19 protein-coding genes are annotated in these 17141 nt (G+C 62.7%); 12 read left to right on the top strand and 7 right to left on the bottom strand.

Annotated features, from left to right (window positions below):
• Positions 1 to 797: hypothetical protein (locus tag B3873_RS07070; protein WP_286864911.1), on the top strand; the 797-nt coding region annotated here is incomplete at its 5' end.
• A gap of 52 nt (positions 798 to 849) precedes the next feature.
• Here the strand turns inward: B3873_RS07070 and B3873_RS07065 are convergent.
• The gene (locus B3873_RS07065; RefSeq protein ID WP_276838815.1) at positions 850 to 2346 is read right to left on the bottom strand and encodes a PLP-dependent aminotransferase family protein; all 1497 of its coding nucleotides are present in this window, start codon (positions 2344 to 2346) and stop codon (positions 850 to 852) included.
• Between the two features lie 166 nt (positions 2347 to 2512).
• Between B3873_RS07065 and B3873_RS07060 the strand changes: the two genes are divergently transcribed.
• The 5 genes from B3873_RS07060 (at position 2513) to B3873_RS07040 (ending at position 7119) form a co-directional block, all read left to right on the top strand.
• Positions 2513 to 3598 (top strand): threonine dehydratase, encoded by a 1086-nt coding sequence (locus B3873_RS07060; protein WP_286864908.1) that lies wholly within the window; start codon positions 2513 to 2515, stop codon positions 3596 to 3598.
• Positions 3595 to 4194, top strand: coding sequence for a LysE family translocator (locus tag B3873_RS07055; protein WP_286864906.1), 600 nt, complete (start codon positions 3595 to 3597; stop codon positions 4192 to 4194). Before B3873_RS07060 ends, B3873_RS07055 begins: the two co-directional genes overlap by 4 nt.
• A 60-nt stretch (positions 4195 to 4254) precedes the next feature.
• Positions 4255 to 5178, top strand: a complete 924-nt coding sequence (locus tag B3873_RS07050) for a DMT family transporter (RefSeq protein ID WP_039786582.1) — start codon at positions 4255 to 4257, stop codon at positions 5176 to 5178.
• 200 nt (positions 5179 to 5378) lie between these two features.
• The gene (locus B3873_RS07045) at positions 5379 to 5837 is read left to right on the top strand and encodes a RidA family protein (RefSeq protein ID WP_039786637.1); all 459 of its coding nucleotides are present in this window, start codon (positions 5379 to 5381) and stop codon (positions 5835 to 5837) included.
• Positions 5838 to 5922: 85 nt separating this feature from the next.
• Entirely contained in the window at positions 5923 to 7119 is a 1197-nt protein-coding gene (locus B3873_RS07040; RefSeq protein WP_039786579.1) for a PLP-dependent aminotransferase family protein, read from the top strand.
• 108 nt (positions 7120 to 7227) lie between these two features.
• Here B3873_RS07040 and B3873_RS07035 read toward each other — a convergent pair whose 3' ends face one another.
• Both B3873_RS07035 and B3873_RS07030 read right to left on the bottom strand, forming a co-directional pair.
• Entirely contained in the window at positions 7228 to 8334 is a 1107-nt protein-coding gene (locus B3873_RS07035) for an MBL fold metallo-hydrolase (RefSeq protein ID WP_286864902.1), read from the bottom strand.
• Between the two features lie 80 nt (positions 8335 to 8414).
• Positions 8415 to 8798, bottom strand: a complete 384-nt coding sequence (locus tag B3873_RS07030; RefSeq protein WP_286864900.1) for a tautomerase family protein — start codon at positions 8796 to 8798, stop codon at positions 8415 to 8417.
• A 152-nt stretch (positions 8799 to 8950) separates the two neighbouring features.
• Between B3873_RS07030 and B3873_RS07025 the strand changes: the two genes are divergently transcribed.
• Entirely contained in the window at positions 8951 to 9796 is an 846-nt protein-coding gene (locus B3873_RS07025; protein WP_039786577.1) for a LysR family transcriptional regulator, read from the top strand.
• Positions 9797 to 9816: 20 nt separating this feature from the next.
• Here B3873_RS07025 and B3873_RS07020 read toward each other — a convergent pair whose 3' ends face one another.
• Entirely contained in the window at positions 9817 to 10269 is a 453-nt protein-coding gene (locus tag B3873_RS07020) for a carboxymuconolactone decarboxylase family protein (RefSeq protein WP_286864898.1), read from the bottom strand.
• A 98-nt stretch (positions 10270 to 10367) separates the two neighbouring features.
• On the bottom strand, positions 10368 to 11840 hold the full coding sequence (locus tag B3873_RS07015; protein ID WP_286864895.1) for a PLP-dependent aminotransferase family protein: 1473 nt from the start codon (positions 11838 to 11840) through the stop codon (positions 10368 to 10370).
• Positions 11841 to 11936: 96 nt separating this feature from the next.
• On the opposite strand from B3873_RS07015, the gene B3873_RS07010 reads away from it, so the two are divergent.
• Positions 11937 to 12422 carry a GNAT family N-acetyltransferase gene (locus B3873_RS07010; RefSeq protein ID WP_286864893.1) on the top strand — a complete coding sequence of 162 codons (486 nt, stop codon included), beginning with the start codon at positions 11937 to 11939 and terminating at the stop codon, positions 12420 to 12422.
• A complete protein-coding gene (locus B3873_RS07005) occupies positions 12419 to 13045 on the top strand; it encodes an FMN-dependent NADH-azoreductase (RefSeq protein WP_286864891.1) in 627 nt (208 codons plus the stop codon). Before B3873_RS07010 ends, B3873_RS07005 begins: the two co-directional genes overlap by 4 nt.
• A gap of 130 nt (positions 13046 to 13175) precedes the next feature.
• Here the strand turns inward: B3873_RS07005 and B3873_RS07000 are convergent, their stop codons facing one another.
• A complete protein-coding gene (locus B3873_RS07000) occupies positions 13176 to 13700 on the bottom strand; it encodes a hypothetical protein (RefSeq protein ID WP_286864889.1) in 525 nt (174 codons plus the stop codon).
• A gap of 6 nt (positions 13701 to 13706) precedes the next feature.
• The gene (locus tag B3873_RS06995; protein WP_240733882.1) at positions 13707 to 14294 is read right to left on the bottom strand and encodes a hypothetical protein; all 588 of its coding nucleotides are present in this window, start codon (positions 14292 to 14294) and stop codon (positions 13707 to 13709) included.
• 1077 nt (positions 14295 to 15371) lie between these two features.
• On the opposite strand from B3873_RS06995, the gene B3873_RS06990 reads away from it, so the two are divergent.
• The 3 genes from B3873_RS06990 to B3873_RS06980 all read left to right on the top strand — a co-directional run.
• Positions 15372 to 15827, top strand: a complete 456-nt coding sequence (locus B3873_RS06990; RefSeq protein ID WP_034336500.1) for an Hsp20 family protein — start codon at positions 15372 to 15374, stop codon at positions 15825 to 15827.
• A gap of 258 nt (positions 15828 to 16085) precedes the next feature.
• On the top strand, positions 16086 to 16454 hold the full coding sequence (locus B3873_RS06985) for an Hpt domain-containing protein (RefSeq protein WP_039786558.1): 369 nt from the start codon (positions 16086 to 16088) through the stop codon (positions 16452 to 16454).
• Between the two features lie 237 nt (positions 16455 to 16691).
• The coding region (locus B3873_RS06980; RefSeq protein ID WP_286864885.1) for a TolC family protein at positions 16692 to 17141 on the top strand (450 nt) is incomplete at its 3' end.

Genomic DNA, 17141 nt, shown 5'->3' with positions numbered 1-17141 from the left:
CCGGCAGCGCCGGCAGCGATACCTTCTACGCCAACAGCGCGGCCAACGTCTTCAACGGCGGGGCAGGGGGCAGCGATACGGTCAGCTACCTGTATTCGACCGGCAGCGCGATCACGGCCAGCCTGGTGTCGGGTGCGGGGGGCAGCGGCGGCGACGCCAGCGGCGACAGCTATGTCGGCATTGCCAATCTGGAAGGCAGTGCCAACGTGGACAGCACGCTGACCGGCAACAGCGCGGCCAACGTGCTGTCGGCACGCGGCACGGCTACCACCAACGTACTGAGCGGCGGTGGCGCGAGTTCGGGCACTGATGTGTTCAACGTGGTCGATGGCGGCCACAATTCGGTGAAGGTCGGCAGCGGCAGCAACCTGATCAATGTCAGCGCCGGTTCGCACAGTTCGGCCGGGGCCCAGAGCGACATGGTCAACCAGACCACCGGGACCTCCAACATCAACAGCATCAGCGGTGGCGCAGGGGTCACGACGCTGCACTTTGCGGACCTGGGGGCGTCACTGAACCTGAGCAACTTCTCCAGCAAGGTCACCGGCATCACCACACTGGACGTCAGTGCCGGCAGCGGTACGAACGTGATCATCACGGCCGACGATGTGCGTCAGATGGGCATGGCCGGCAGCGGCATCTCGAAGATCCTCACGGTCAAGATGAGTACTTCCGAGAGCTTGCAGATCATGGCCAACGGCTCGGACCATTACGTCTACTTCCCCGGCACGACCGACTATGCCTTCTACAACGCCAGCAACCAGGAAATTGCCCGCATCCACCTGGTCACTGCCTGATGTGATGTGACGATGAGCTGAAGCGGGGCTGCGTGCGGGAACAGGGCGATGGTCAGCGGTCCATCGCCTTTTCCAGGAAGCGCCAGATGCCGGGGTCGGACATCCCGGCGACGTTGATGCGCATGCGGGTGGAAGGCAGTTGCGCAGGCGAGAACAGGCTGCCCGGTGCCAGCAGGAATCCCTGTTCCATCGCTTCTTCGGTCATGACGTTGGTATCGCGCCCGGTATCGACCCACAGGAACATGCCGCAGGGCGGCGGATCACCCACTTCCATGCCCATGCGTTCCAGCTGGCGCATGACCTTGTCGCGCGCACCGTTCAAGCGCGCGCGCAGGCGTTCCGCATGCTTGCGGTAATGCCCTTCGGAGAGCACCCGGTAGGCCACCCGTTCACCGATTTCGCCGGTAGTGAGCGTCGAGAGCAGCTTGCGGTCAGCCAGGCTGCGCGCCAGTTCGGCCGAGGTGGCGATGAAGCCCACGCGCAGGTTGGCCGAGAGCGTCTTGGAAAATCCCCCCAGATAGATCACCCGCTGCAGCTGGTCCAGTGCCGCAATACGGGTGGCCGCCTGCACGGCGGAACCCGGATGCATGTCGCAATAGATGTCGTCCTCGACGATGATGAAGTCATGTTCCTCGGCGATGCGCAACACCTGAAAAGCCTTGGCGGCCGACAGCGAGGTCGAGGTCGGGTTGTGCAGCACCGAGTTGATCACGTACAGCTTGGGCTTGTGGATCTCGGCCAGTTCGCGCAGCTGGGCGATGTCCGGGCCATCGGCCAGGCGCGGAATGCCGACGATCTTGGCCCCCAGTGCAGCAAAGGAACCGAACATCAGGAACCAGGCCGGATCATCCACGAAGATCACGTCGCCCGGCCGCAGGAAGTGGCGTGCCACGGTATCGATGGCTTGCGTCACGCCGGTGGTCAGCACGAACTGGTCGGGCGCGGCGGCGATTTCCAGCTCGGCCAGTTTCAGCTGCAATTGCTGGCGCAGCGGCAGGAAGCCCAGCGGCGTCCCATAACCCAGCAGCAGCGAAGGATTGTCGCGGCTGATGGCGCGCAGGGCGTTGGCGATCAGCTCGCCATCGAGCCAATCCGGCGGCAGCAGGCCGCCACCGGGCATCTTGTGCGGCGGCATCTGGCGGAACATGTTGCGCACCAGCCAGACCACATCCAGCCCGCGTTCGGCCTCGGCCACCGCTTCGGCCTGGGCCGCCAGGTTGCCGTAACCATTGGCGACGGCCACCCGTTCCTTGACGAAGAAGCCCGAGCCCCGGCGTGACTCCAGATAACCCTGGGCCACCAGTCGGTCAAAGGCTTCCACCACGGTAAAGCGCGAGATCTCGTGGGCATCCGCAAACTGCCGGATCGAGGGCATGCGTGCACCGCCGCGCAGGAGCTTGTCGTCGATGCGGGCGCGCACGCCGCGCACGATCTGGTCCACCAGCGATTCTCCGCTCTCGCGCACCAGCATCGGCCAGCCGGGGAGGGCGGCGTCAGCGGGAACTGTCTTGCCCGGGATGCTGCGCAGATGCTTAACTGTATTGGTCATTTTACCGTGACAATGTTTGAAACTATTTGGAAAAGTGTATAGGTACTGTACTGGTATTGTCGGCTAGGATGTCAGCCAATGCAAGAGTAAGTGGCCTGGCGACAAAGTGCCGGGTGACACGTTGATCAGTGCTCTTGTTTCGCATCTTTTCGAGGAGACCATTGTCATGACCAGCCTGTCCATCCAAGCCAGCCAAGCCCCGCGCACCGCCAGCGAACTGTTGCCCGGCCTGGGCGAGATCGAGCAGGCGGCCGGCATCGTCTATGCCGGCATGGCCCCGACCCCGCAACTGTGCTGGCCGCTGCTGAACCAGGCACTGGGTGCCGAGGTCTGGGTCAAGCATGAGAATCACGCACCGACCGGCGCCTTCAAGGTGCGAGGCGGCATGGTCTATCTGCATCACCTGGCCCGGCAGCAGCCGCAACTGTCCGGCGTCATTTCCGCTACACGCGGCAATCACGGCCAGTCGGTCGGATTGTCGGCGCGCCGCTTCGGCATTCCCGCCACCATCGTCGTGCCCGAGGGCAACAGCCGCGAGAAGAACGCCGCCATGCGCGCCCTCGGCGTCGACCTGATCGAACACGGTCGCGAATTCCAGGATAGCCGCGAGCACGCCCAGCGCCTGGCCTGCGAGCAGCAGCTGCACATGATCCCTTCCTTCCATCGCGACCTGGTGGCGGGCGTGTCGACCTACTGGATGGAATTGTTCGCCGCCCAGCCCGCGCTGGACGTGGTGCTGGTGCCCATCGGCCAGGGCTCGGGCATGTGCGGTGCGGTCGCGGCCCGCAATGCACTGGGGCTCAAGACGCGCATCATCGGCGTGGTCTCGGCGCATGCGCTGGCCTACAAGCTCTCGTTCGAAGCGGGCCGCAAGATCGAGGCACCGGTCTCGACCTGCATCGCCGATGGCGTCGCCTGTCGCGTACCGGACCAGGCGTCGCTGGACGTGATGCTTTCCGAGGTCGACGAGGTCGTCGCGGTGACCGATGACGAAGTGATGGACGCCATGAAGCTGGCCTTCATCGCCACCCACAACGTGGCCGAAGGCGCGGGGGCCTGTGCGCTGGCGGCCGCCCTGCAACTGCGCACGCGGCTGCGCGGCAAGAAGATCGGCGTCACGCTGTCCGGCGGCAATGTCGACCATGACGTGTTTGCCGGTGTACTGGCGCGCCCCAGTGCGGCCGCCGATGCACTGCTGGCGCCGGCCCAGGTGGTGTCGCTGGCGCAGGCCGCGCAAAGGAGAAACGCATGATCGAAGCCTTGCTGCCGCTGATGTCATTTGCCTTCGTCTCCTCCATCACGCCGGGGCCGAACAACATCATGCTGACCTCCTCGGGCATCTGGTTCGGCTTTCGTCGCTCGCTGCCGCACATGCTGGGCATTACCTTCGGCTTCGGCGTGCTGCTGGCCATATGCGCATTCGGTATAGGCGAGCTGGTGGTGGCGCTGCCCCAAGTTGTGCTGCTGCTGAAGGCGCTGGGCTGCGCTTATCTGCTCTACCTGGCCTGGCAGTTGCGCCGCATGGCCGTCTCCGGGGCGGGTGAGCGGGCGGTGCGGCCGATGTCGTTCCGGGCGGCCGCCATGTTCCAGTTCGCCAATCCCAAGGCCTGGGTGATGGCCATCACCGGCGCCTCGGCCTTCATGCCGTTGTTGCATAAGCAGTCCGGATGGCTGGCCATCCTGATCTACTGTGCGGTGTTCTGTGCCATCAACCTGCCTTGCGTGTCGGTGTGGGCCGGTGCCGGTGCGCTCTTGCGGCGCTATCTTGAACAGCCCCGGTGGCGCGCGATCTTTGCGGCAGTCATGATCCTGCTGACACTCTATTCGGCGCTGGCGATCTGGCTGTAGCAGCGGCAGAACATGGAAATCATTTATATCAATAACGCGTTTTGAACACAGGGGACCCTCATGCAAGCCAGCAGCAAGACCAGCCACCCCGCAACAGCGCCCGGCGCCGGCACGGCCCGTCACGAAAGCCGCGGCATGTGGCTGGGCCTGATCGGCGTGGCCATCTTCAGCCTCACGCTGCCCTTCACGCGCATTGCGGTGGCCGAGCTCAACCCGGCCTTCGTGGCGTTCGGCCGCGCGGTCGTGGCAGGGGTCTGCGCACTGGCGCTGCTGGCCTGGATCAAGGCCCCGCGCCCGACGCGACAGCAATTGCGCGGCCTCGTCATCACCGCCCTGGGGGTGGTGGTGGGCTTTCCGCTGTTTTCCTCAATTGCGATGCGTTATGTCCCGGCCGCGCATGGTGCCGTGGTGGTCGGCCTCCTGCCGCTGGCCACCGCCCTGTTCGGCGCGCTGCGCTTCGGTGAGCGGCCTTCGAAAGGTTTCTGGCTGGCCGCGCTGGCGGGCTCCGGCATCGTGATCGCCTTTGCCCTGCGCGAGGGGGGCGGCAGTTTCCATCTGGCTGATTTCGCGCTGTTTGCCGCCGTGGTCACTGCGGCCATGGGCTATGCCGAAGGCGGACGCCTGGCGCAGACCATGGGCGGCCAGAACGTCATCGCCTGGGCGCTGGTGGTGGCCTTGCCGGTGATGCTGCCGGTGTCGGTGTGGCTGGGCTGGCAATACGGCGTGACGGCCTCGTCGCCCGCCTGGCTGGCCTTTGCCTACGTATCGCTGTTCTCGATGTTCATCGGCTTTTTCTTCTGGTACAAGGGCCTGGCCCTGGGCGGCATCGCCCGGGTGGGGCAGGTGCAATTGTTGCAACCTTTCATGAGCCTGCTGGGCGCGGCGGTGATCGCCCATGAAGCGCTGGATGCGAGCAACATGCTCTTTGCCCTGGCCGTGATCGTGGTGGTCGCTATCGGCCGCCGCATGGCGGTGCGCCGCTGAAGGCCGCGCAGGCAGGGTGCGGCAAGCCGCTGACGCAGCTCTGACCGGGTTTGCGAGCCGAAATAGTTCAGCTGGTACGGGCTAAAGCGGCTGTTTTTTGAGATAATCGAACACTTGTTTTTTCACATTTTGTCAACGCGCAACGCGCGAGCCATTTGCCTTTTGGCCGCAAGCGGGCGCTGTCCAACAGGGAGTACCGCATGTCCGTCTATGAAAAGCTGAAAGCACTGAACATCGAACTGCCCGCCGTGGCCACCCCGGCAGCAGCCTATGTGATGTATGCACAAACCGGCAATACCGTCTTCCTCTCCGGCCACCTGGCCAAGAAGGATGGCAAGGTATGGGTCGGCCAGCTGGGACGCGACATCGGCACCGACGACGCCAAGCTGGCCGCGCGCGCCGTGGCGGTGGACCTGATTGCCACCCTGCAGGCAGCCTGTGGCGGCGACCTGACCCGCGTCAAGCGCATCGTCAAGCTGATGAGCCTGGTCAATTCGACCGGCGAATTCACCGAACACCACCTGGTGACCAATGGCGCTTCCGAACTGATCGGCGAAGTCTTCGGCGACGCCGGCAAGCACGCCCGTTCCGCCTTCGGCGTGGCGCAGTTGCCCATGGGCGCTTGCGTCGAGATCGAGATGATCGCCGAGATCGCCTGATCGCCTTGCATGACAGGGCTGTGGCGGCCACATGAGCCGCCCGGCCGCACGACCCTACACACCGAACACAGACTGAACGACCCGTATGAAACTCGAAAATCCCGCACCGCTGCAGTGGCAGTTCTCCCAGCGCGCCGAAGCCATGAAGAGCTCGGCCATCCGCGAAATCCTGAAGGTGACGATGCGTCCCGACATCACCTCCTTCGCCGGTGGCCTGCCGTCGCCGCTGACCTTCCCGGTCGAGCACATGAAGACCGCCTTCGACCGCGTGCTGAGCCAGCAAGGCAAGATGGCCCTGCAATACGGCCCCACCGATGGCTACCTGCCGCTGCGTGAATGGATCGCCGCATCGCTGTCCACCGATGGCGCACAGATCACCGCCGAACAGGTGCTGATGGTCTCCGGATCGCAGCAAGGCCTGGACCTGCTGGGCAAGGTCATGATCGACGAAGGCAGCAAGGTGCTGGTCGAGACCCCGAGTTATCTGGGCGCACTGCAGGCTTTCTCGCTGTATGGTGCCAAGTTCGAGTCGGTGCCCAGCGACGAATTCGGCCTGCAACCCGAGACCATCGAAGCCATCGCCGGTGGCGCGCGCATGCTGTATTCGCTGCCCAATTTCCAGAACCCGACCGGCCGCACCCTGCCCACCGAGCGCCGCTTCAAGCTGGTGGAAACCTGTGCCCGCCTGGGCCTGCCGCTGATCGAGGATGATCCCTACGGTGCCCTGAGCTATCAGAATGCGCCGCTGCCCAAGATGCTGTCGATGAATCCGTCGGGCGTGATCTACATGGGTTCCTTCTCCAAGGTGCTCACCCCCGGCATCCGCCTGGGCTACGTGGTGGCGCCGCGTCCGCTGATCCTGAAGATGGAGCAGGCCAAGCAAGCCACCGACCTGCACACTGCGCAACTGACCCAGATGGTGGTGTACGAAGCCATCAAGGATGGTTTCCTGGACCAGCACGTGCCGACCATCCGCAAGCTCTATGGCGACCAGTGCCAGGCCATGCTGGACGCGCTGCAACAGTACTTCCCGGCCAGCTGCAGCTGGAGCAAGCCGGAAGGCGGCATGTTCATCTGGGTGACGCTGCCCGAACACCTGGACGCCAGCGCGCTGTTGAACGAAGCAGTGGAACAGGAGAAGGTCGCCTTCGTCCCCGGCGCACCGTTCTACGCCAACGTGGCGCAGAAGAATACGCTGCGCCTGTCCTTCGTGACCGTGCCGCCGGAGCAGATCCGCGCCGGTGTGGAGCGCCTGGGCAAGCTGATCGCTTCCAAGCTGTAATCAGTTCAGCCCGGTTCGCACTGCAGCCGTAGCGCGTTTTCGCTATCGCATGCTTCCCAAGGCCCGCATCGGAAACGATGCGGGCTTTGTTGTTGATGCATTCCCGATTCACTGATCCAGCTTGAGCGTCTCCCCATGCTTGAGCGCAACAAACTGCTCCTGCGGCAGCCCGGCTTCACGCAGGGCCTTGGCCAGTTCCTTGGGCGGCTCGTCGAGCGGATCGTCGGCCAACTCGAAGGTACCCCAGTGAATGGCGACCGATCGCTTGGCCCGCACGTCCTCATGGATCAATACGGCCTGCGCCGGGTCCACGTGCTGGTTCTGCATGAACCAGCGCGGCGCGTAGGCCCCGATGGGGATGAGCGCCAAATCGAATCGGCCGAAGCGTTCGCCGATGTCGCGGAAGTCCTTCGAATAGCCGGTATCCCCCGCAAAATAGACCGAGAAGGGCTCGGCACCCGCTTGCTGCGCCGCCGCCTGGATGACCCAGCCACCCCACAAGGTCTCTGAACGGTCAAACACGCCACGCGCCGACCAGTGCGTGGCCGGGACGAAGTAGATGTCCAGATTGTCCATCACGGTCTTGTCCCACCAGTCCATTTCCTTCACGTTGGTGATGCCCAGCGCCAGGAACCAGTCACGCACCCCCAGCGGCACCAGGAACAGCGGCGGCCCGCCTGCCTGAAGATTCAGTTGCTCCACGCTCGCCCGGTCCAGGTGGTCGTAGTGGTTGTGCGAGATCACCACCACGTCGATATGCGGCAGCTCGCTGATCTGTACCGGCAGCGGCACCTTGCGCGACGGTCCGATGAAAGAGAAGGGCGAGGCCCGCTGCGAGAACATCGGATCGGTCAGCACGTTCTTGCCCCCCAGTTGCACCAGCGCCGTGGCATGGCCGATCCAGGTCACGCTGGGACTGCCGTGGTTGGCCTTCAGCCAGGCGAGGTCAGGCTTGACGACGGGAAACTGGTAATTGTTTTCGGGCGGCTTGGGCAGGCCCTGGGTCAGGCGCTCCCACTGCCATTTCAAGAGGGAACCGCGTTCGGGTTGCGGGTAGTTGTTGCGAAACCCCGTCTCGGTGCGATTGCTCTTGTTGGGATCGTAGTACTTGCTGGAGGAAGAGCAGGCAGTCAGCCCGGCCGCCAGCAGCACGACCGCCAGGCCACGGGTGAGGTGTCGCAAAGGCTGCCGCAGGCAGGATGTCGCAGGAGGCATGGAAGAGGCGCGGTAGCCGCGCAGTGATGACGATGAGCGACATCCTAGCAGGCCGCAGCGCGGCCTGCAGCCGGTGCGTGCTACATCACGTACTGTGCCAGCCCGCGCCCGAATGACCAGTTGCCCTTGTCGCCTTCAACCAGGCTGATCATCACGTCATCCGGCCCGATGCCGGGATTCTGCTGCAGGCGCTCCACGATGGCGGCGTAGAGCGCATTCTTCTGCGCCTGGGTGCGGGTATTGCTGACCGTCAGCTGGATCAGCACGAAATCATCGGTACGCGCCATGCCCATGTAGCTGCGGCTGAAGACCAGGTCTTCCGGATCATGCTCGGTGATGACCATGAAGCGGTCGTCCTCGGGGACGTTGAAACTCTCGCGCAGGGCTTCGTAGATGTTGTCGGCGATGGCGCGGCGATAGCTGCGGGACTTGCCGCGCAATACGGAAATGCGGACCAGGGGCATGATGTTCTCCTTGCGGGTGATTGAAATGGCGGAGCGCTTTCTCTCCATGCCTTGCATGCTATGCTGGCGCAATCATTTGAAAAACCACTGATTGATGATTTCAATGATTGAAATTCATCATCATGGATTTTGGACCATGAGGCCTCTTCAGCATGGATAAACCGCTGGATCTGGACGCCGTCCAGGCTTTCGTCCTGGCCGCCGACCTGCAAAGCTTCACCCGTGCGGCCGAAGCGCTGGACAGCACGCAATCGGCCATCAGCTTCAAGCTCAAGAAACTGGAGCAGCGCTTGGGCCGTCGCCTGCTGGAACGCACGCCGCGCCAGGTACGCCTGTCGGCCGAAGGGCAGCAGTTCCTGCCGGCCGCACGCAGCCTGCTGGCCGCGCATGAACGCGCGCTGGAACAGCTGGACCAGGGGCCGGTCCGCTTCTCGGTCGGCATCAGCGACCATGTGGCCGGTGCCACCTTGCCGCGTGCGCTGGCGCAGGTGCATGCGCTCGATCCGGGCGTGGTGGTGGAAGTGCGCGTGGGTTCTTCGCATGACCTGATGCCGGCCTATGAGCGCGGCGAGCTCGATGCCGTCATCGTGCGCCGCGAACCGCAGGACAAGGGCGGCAAGCTGGTCATGGAAGAGCGCATCGGCTGGTTCGCCCATCCCGATGCGCAATGCTGGGCCGGTCCGGCCTTGCGGGTGGCGACGTTTTCCTCGGCCTGCCGCATCCGCGAGCTGTCCTTGCGGCGGCTCGATGCGGCGGGGATCCCGTGGGTGGAGGTCTTCGTCGGTGGCGGCATTCTGGCCGTGGGGGCGGCGGTCAGTGCGGGCCTGGCGGTGTCGGCGCTGCTCCACCGCAGCGCACCGCCCGGCGCGGTGGACGTGGGCGAGCGCCTGGGCTTGCCCAAGCTGCCGCTGGCCCAGGTAAGGCTGCATGCCCGGCTCAAGGAGCCGCGCCTGCAGAGTGCGCTGCGCACGCTGGTAGCGGCGTTGAAGTCGGCCTGAGGCTCGCCCGCACCAGCGTCTCAGGCGCGCGCTGCCTGTGGCTGCATGCGGCCGGGAATGGCCAGCCGGTTCATGGCATTCATCAGCGCGATGGCGATGGTCAGTTCGCTGTACTCCTGTGCGGTGAAGTGCTGGATCACGGCCTGGTAATCCGCATCCGGCGCGGCCGTCTGGTCGATGCGCGTGACCACTTCGGCCCAGGCCAGCGCGGCCTGCTCGCGCGGGGTAAAGAGCGGGCGGGCTTCCTGCCAGACCGGGACCAGCACCAGCTTGTCGACCGGCATGCCGCTGCTGAGAAGATCACGCGAATGCTTGTCGATGCAGTAGGCGCATCCGTTGATCAGCGACACCCGCAAAAACACCAGCTCCACCAGGTCGGCGGGCAGGCTGCATTGCTTGAGATGACGGTTCACGGCCAGCAGGCCGTCGTAGGCGGTGGTGGCATTCTTGTAGAGATCGATGCGGGCGGACATGGGGACTGGCTCCTGGATGTGATGGAAACAAGTCGCCATCATGCACCTGCATGGACCAGTCGATAAGTGCCAAGAATGGTGATTTGAACTAGTCCATGTCAGGCCGGTGCCAGCAGGGGCAGGATGCGCCTTGCCAGCTCGGCGGCACGGCGGCGGCTGTCGATGTTGGTGAAGCTGAGCATGATCATCGGTGGCACTCCGGGGCGCGGTGCCAGCAGGCATTCCGACAGGGCGCGGCTGAACATGCCGTGCTGGCGCATCTTGTCGGCCAGCAGCCGGTCCGAGCGGCGGCCCTGCAGACGCAATAACAGATGCATGCCGCCGGGCGGCGAATCAATCCGTACATGGGAATGCAATACGCCTTCCAGACCGGCGATGGCAATGGTGCGGCGCTGGGCATACAGGCGCCGCATGCGCTGGATATGGCGGGCAAAATGCCCCTCGGCCATGAAATCGGCGACGATATGCTGCGTCAGGGCTGGCGCGGCACCGGAGAAGAGCTGCGCACTGCGTCGGAAGCACTCCACCTGAGATTGCGGCACCACCAGGTAAGCCAGGCGAATGGCCGGGAACAGCACCTTGCTGAAGGTGCCGGCATAGAGCACGCGGTCCTCGCGGTCCAGGCTCTTGAGTGCGGGCAGGGGCCGGCTGACGTAGCGGTATTCGCCGTCGTAGTCATCTTCCACAATCCAGGCCTGTTCGCGAGCCGCCCATTCCAGCAAGGCCAGGCGGCGCGGCAGCGACAGGGCCACGCAAGTCGGGCTCTGATGCGCTGGCGTGACCACGGCGGCGCGTGCGTGGGCTGCATGGCGCAGGCCGTACTCGACCTGCATGCCGTCGCCGTCTACCGGTATGCCGGCCAGCTGCATGCCGGCTTCGCGCAGCAGGGCGGCGGTCGGGGCGTAGCCGGGATCTTCCACCCAGATCTTGTCGCCCGGCTGGAGGAGGGTGCGGGTGATCAGATTGAGGCTGTCGCGATAGCCGGAGGTGACGAAGACCTGTTCGGCCCGGCAATCGATACCGCGTGACAACTGCAGGTAGCGCGCAATCTCCGTGCGCAGCGCCATCAGTCCGGCCGGGGAGGGATAGAGCATGTCGGCGGCTTGCGTGGCCCGCGCTGCGCGTGCAGCCAGGCGTGCCCAGATCTTGCGCGGAAAGGCGTCCAGCGCCGGGATGCCCATCTGGAAGGGACGCGGGCCTTTGGGTTCGGCCTGTCCCTCTTCCGGCAGGAGAGGATAGCGCGCCGCCACAGGCGATGTCCGCGAAGGCGCCGCCGTCGCCTTGCTGGCCGCTGCCTGCACTACCGGGCGGACCCCGGCGGCAATGACCGTCCCGGCTTGTCCACGCGCCTCGACGTAGCCTTCTGCGGCCAGCAGGGAATAGGCGGCCTCCACCGTGCCCCGCGCCAATCCCAGTTCAGTCGCCAGTGCCCGTGCCGAGGGAATGCGGTCACCCGGCTGCAGCAGGCCGTCAGCCACGGCGCTGCGCAGGCGTGCGTAGATCTGGCGGTAATACGCTTCGCCGGTGTTGCTGTCGAGGCGGATCAGGGAGGAGGGCGGCAGGGAAATCATGGACCAGTCGAAATGTCATTTCTTGGATCTCCCGATTATGCCATCGGCTCATTAGGATGAAGCTCCTTTCACTCTGATGGCATCGAAGCTTCTACCATGGACCAAGTTTCCAAGATCACACCTGTGCCTCACTGGCATCTTGCCGACGACGCGCTTCGCCACGCCGATACAGTCTCCGACCAGTTGGCCTGTTTTCCCGTGATGCACGAACTGCGTCCGCACCTGCGCGACAGCGACGAGTTCCTGCAGCGCATCGGCCGCGCCATCCCGCAGAGTTACCGCATCCTGGCCGCCTGGGATCAGGGAAAGGTCGTTGCGCTCGCCGGTTATCGCTTTCAGGAGAACCTGGTCTATGGTCCTTTCCTTTATGTCGATGACCTGGTGGCCGCCAGTACTGAGCGCGGCAAGCGCTGGGGCGAACGGCTGCTGGCTGCGATGGAGGAGGTCGCTGCCCAGGCCGGTTGCGTGCGCCTGGTGCTCGATACCGGCATGGCCAATGCGCTGGCACAGCGCTTCTATTTCCGCCAGGGCATGCTGACTGGCGCGCTGCGCTTCGGCAAGACCATCGGAGGTGTCGCATGAAGATCCTGCATCTGCTTGCCTCGCCGCGGCAGGAGGCTTCGAATGCCTGGTGGCTGTCGCGCCAGATCGTCGAGCGCATGGGCGCACAGCATCCACAGGCACAGGTCATCCTGCGCGACCTCTACGCCAGCGGCATTGCGCATGTCGATGCTGCCTATGCCGATGCGCTGGGCTCCCCCGTTGCCTTGGAGGGCAGTGATGCGGGGCAGGGCACGCTGACCCTCTCGGACCGTCTCATTGAGGAGCTGGAGCAGGCCGACCAGGTAGTGATCGGCACGCCCATGCACAATTACACCGTGCCCTCGGTCCTGAAGGCCTGGATCGATCACGTGGTGCGGGTGCGCCGGACCTTTGCCATCACCCCAGATGGCAAGGTCGGCTTGCTGCGTGACCGGCCGGTGCATGTGGCGGTGGTCTCCGGCGGGCGCTTCACCGGCGCGTCGGCACGGCAGCCGGATTTCCTTACGCCCTATCTGAAGGTGGCGCTGGCGACCATCGGTCTGCATGACCTGCGCTTTACCGTGATGGAGGGCCTGGCTGAGGGCGCGCAGGCGGTACGCAACGAGCGCGAACGTGTTGCTGTGGAGCTGGATCGTCAGTTTTCAAGGGGCTGGCAAAGATGAAGGACTGCAACAGAGACCTGAATAAGAGCGACAACATAAAAAATCCATGAGGCATCTTCTGTTGTTGCGATTGTGGCGAGGAAGGCTTTCAGCACGTCTTGAATGTCTGGTAGTGATTTGATATTCCGCTTCACTGGCCCTTGATGTCGACCGGCCCGGTATTTTCACAAGTGGGAAGGGTATCGTAACCGAGGTAGAAATACAGGTTATGAAGCTTGCGCGGGCCATCGAGGAGCTTAAGGTTGATTCCTTCAACACCCGTACAAATCAGAATCTTGTAGTGCTTGCGCTGAGCGATTGCGATGAAGCCGCTGTTGGCCGAACGCCTGACCTGCTCAGCGTTGATGATCGCGATACCCTGTCCTGTCTTGATGCCAGGACTGATGTGCCTGCTCATGCGGTAGTGCATCACTGTCTGCTCTGCCATGACATCATCCACTGCTTCAGCTTGCTTGAACTCATTTGGTTTGAGCCAATGGCAAGCTGACGGGTTATCAGACGGATCGGCACAAAGTGCAATCCTGTGAATTGCGGTCAGTGGGGCTGTCGTATAGAGGCTTAGGCCGCTCTTTTCTTGCTTGTAGAAGCCGATGTTGATTTGCGCTTGTGCCAGCGGGGAGAGCACCAGAAAATAGATGATTGGTAACAGTTTCATCGCTTTTCACGTCCCGTTATCGGACCAATGTGGCGGGTCGGGAATGAGCTTATGGCATCCATAGGACGCGCCAATACGATAGAGCACGGTATTGTCGGTGACTTCAACAGCTTGCGCAGATGCGTCAAGCATCGTCTTTCCGATGATTCCCGTGATCGTCATGTCGATGGCGGCACGTTCCGTGTGCCGGGAAATCAAAGCGGGCGGATGAACGATTGTGTAGCCTCTGGCCATTTCTGCTGCAGCGTTTTTGGAGGCACGTCCATCACCGTGATCCCACTCGATTTCTACACCGCTCATCTTGGGAACCTTGTCAGGTGCAATCAGGCCCTTCGAAATCTTCACGCAATAGTGCATCAGGTAAGCGCGTTCACGCGGCCTGTATGTGGCCGATATTCTGACATTTGCTCCTGCAGCTCTCAACGCCACGATGAAGTCTTCTGCAGATTGACGAAAACTGCTGTTCAGATCGCTTGTGCGATTGCTGCCGGGAAATCGTGTTACCCATTGTGGGCCGCTCAGTTCAGGAAGCGTATTAACAACGACAGGTGTCGGATCCGAGGCAGGGGTCAAGAGTGTCTGGATTGTCGTCATAAAAAGGGACCTCAAATTTGACGTGTTGCGCAGTATCGGAGGACACCGTTTCAGTGAATCCGTCTTCGTTTGTCAGACCGATACACGTTTTGCCGTCAGCCAGCGTGATTCGGTATCTGACATTTGCCATTGGTGCGCCGCTGTGTGCGTGTTGAACCAAAAAACGCTGATCGTAGAAAGCGGCAGGGGAGAAGTCGTCTTGCCGGCTGCCAGGATGTGAGTTGGACGCGTGGCGGAGCTCACCCTCGAATCCCATCCGGACATCGCTATGCAAGGCTTTGAGTCTGGGCGGTTCAGGGCATTTGCAAAGGCATAGGTCACCATCAAGATTGACTTGCCTGCCGTCGGGCCCCTTGTGCGGACGAAATGGCTGAACACACTGAGTAGTTCCCCAGCTCTTGCAGGAATTGCAGTAGACAGGATCACCTTCGAAGCAAGCCAACTTTCCGCTATACCGAATGCGAGGACTTTACGCTATGGGCTGGACCAAGCCTCCGCCAGGAATCACGGTATCTCCTTCACGGATGAAAGCGCGCCAGAACATGTTCAGGTCCTTCGCGCCGGCGTACTAGGCGACGACGACACTAACGTTGCCGAGGACAGTTGTTTTACATGTGGGAGGGACATGTTCAGTAACAGCATGCTGGCTGGAAGCCAGCTTTCTGATGCCAAATTTCTGTAGCTCATCTTTTTGTCTCTGCGTGATCGCATGAAGTTGAAAGAGGAGCGAGCATGCCAAACAAGTTGGCTGATGGCGCGTTGCCCGCCTGAATAGGCAGGCAATCTCAAAGATGCTCTGACTTTTTCCAGGAATAAATCGAGATCGGATAGGAGTGGGATCGTACGGTAGGCAATTCCGTGAAAGTGTCTGGCTTTTCGATGGTGCAATGACACACGTGTCGCGATGTCGGCTTGCTTGGAGGGAAAAATCGCGTATCGGATGGCAATACAAAAGAGGGCTCAAATTTTTTCTAAAAATCCCTTGAAAACCAAAATCCCCATCCCTAGATCGGTACCAGCAGATGCTCGACGTTGAGGTCTGCGACGAAAACATCGCTTAACTGAAAGGATATTTTTATGCGTACTTTTGATCTCTCCCCCCTGTACCGTACCGCTATCGGCTTCGATCGCCTGGCCCAGATGTTCGACAACGCCCAGCGCGCTGATCAGCCCAGCTATCCGCCGTACAACATCGAACTGGTGGCCGAGGACAAATACCGGATCACCATGGCCGTGGCTGGTTTCGCCCGCAGCGAAATCGACATCGAGACCGAAAACGAAACCCTCAAGATCACCGGCCGCAAGCAGAAGGAAGACAAGCAGGTCAACTTCCTGCACCGTGGCATCGCCGCCCGTGACTTCGAACAGCGCTTCCAGCTGGCCAACCACATCAAGGTGGTCGGTGCCAATCTGGAAAACGGCCTGCTCAACATCGAGCTGGTCCGTGAAATCCCCGAAGCACTGAAGCCGCGCAAGATCGAAATCGGTGCCGCCGAGGACAGCAACGTCCAGCGCCTGGAACGCGCTGCCTGATCGCTTCACTGCAGCAGGGTGCGGCCTTCGTCTGCAGGGCCGCACTTCCATCAACCGCCCGTCTCACCGGGCGGTTTTTTGCGTGCGTCACCACGGTTGTGATTGACGACAGTTACCTGCTTGGTTACGTTACACACTTCACCGTACTTCAGTCACCGCTCACGACCCGGCGCGCCCGTACGCCGGACCAGCTGCTCAAAACAAATTGGCACAGGAGCAATATCTTGCGTATATTGCGTCGGCCACAGGGAGAAACGCGTGAACGACCACCGATACCAGCACATCAACCCCGAACCCTTGCTCGATGCCATGGGCGGCGATGCCGCTGCCTGCCGCCACATGTTCGGCACCTTCGCCCAGAGCGCCCCCGCCACCTTCGACCGGCTGGAGCAAGCCATCCGCGCCGATGACGCAGCCCAGGTCAAACGCGAGGCACACAGCCTCAAGAGCATGACCGCCCTGGTCGGGGCCGGCGTGCTGACCGAACTGCTCAAGAGCGTGGAAACCCAGTCCCGCGCCGAACCGCCCCAAAGCGCCCAGCCGCAGCTGCCCGAATTGCAGAGCTTGTTCACCGCCGTTGCCGCCGAAGTGCGCCATTACGTCGACCAGGTCGGCGTGGCGCAATAAAGCTGCGGTGCCCGGCGCGTCTTTCCGAATTTTTCGCACTTTTTGCACTTCCCCCCGCAGACGCCTTCCCTCAGGCCTCCCCCCGTCACATCCTTCATAAATTACCGACTCATCAGTCAGTAACCTGACGTACATCAATCGGGTTTTCAGCAGGGCTCTTCATAATGTGGTCACTCAAGACGAAGCTTTTGACGAAGCTTTCCGTCGCCCCATTTCCTGCCGATGCCGAGAATCACGATGTGCGAACCCTCTCTGCGAATCCGTCCCTTGCTGGCAGCCTTGCCGCTCCTGCTGGTGGCCTGCCAGTCGATGGCGCCGGATTACCAGCGGCCCGCTGCACCGGTGGCGGCGCACTATCCGCAGCAGGCCGATGGCGCAGGTGAAGCCGCACCGGCACTCGGTTGGCAAGCCTGGTTCCGCGATCCGCAACTGCAAGCCCTCATCACCCAGGCCCTGGCCAACAACCGCGACCTGCGTGCAGCGGCCTTGCGGGTCGAGGAGGCGAGGGCGCTCTACGGCATCCAGCGCGCCGACCTGTTTCCTGCCGTTGGCGCACAGGCAGGCCTGGATCGCTCGCGCACTCCGGCCGACCTCAACCTGACCGGACGCCCGCTGGTCGGCAGTGCCTATCAGGCCGGCGTGGGCCTGAGCACCTGGGAGCTGGACCTGTGGGGCCGCCTGCGCAGC

It is taken from the genome of Herbaspirillum sp. UBA812 (assembly GCF_002296545.1).
GTDB classification, from domain to species: domain Bacteria; phylum Pseudomonadota; class Gammaproteobacteria; order Burkholderiales; family Burkholderiaceae_D; genus Herbaspirillum; species Herbaspirillum huttiense.
This window is presented reverse-complemented; position numbering and strand designations above follow the sequence as displayed.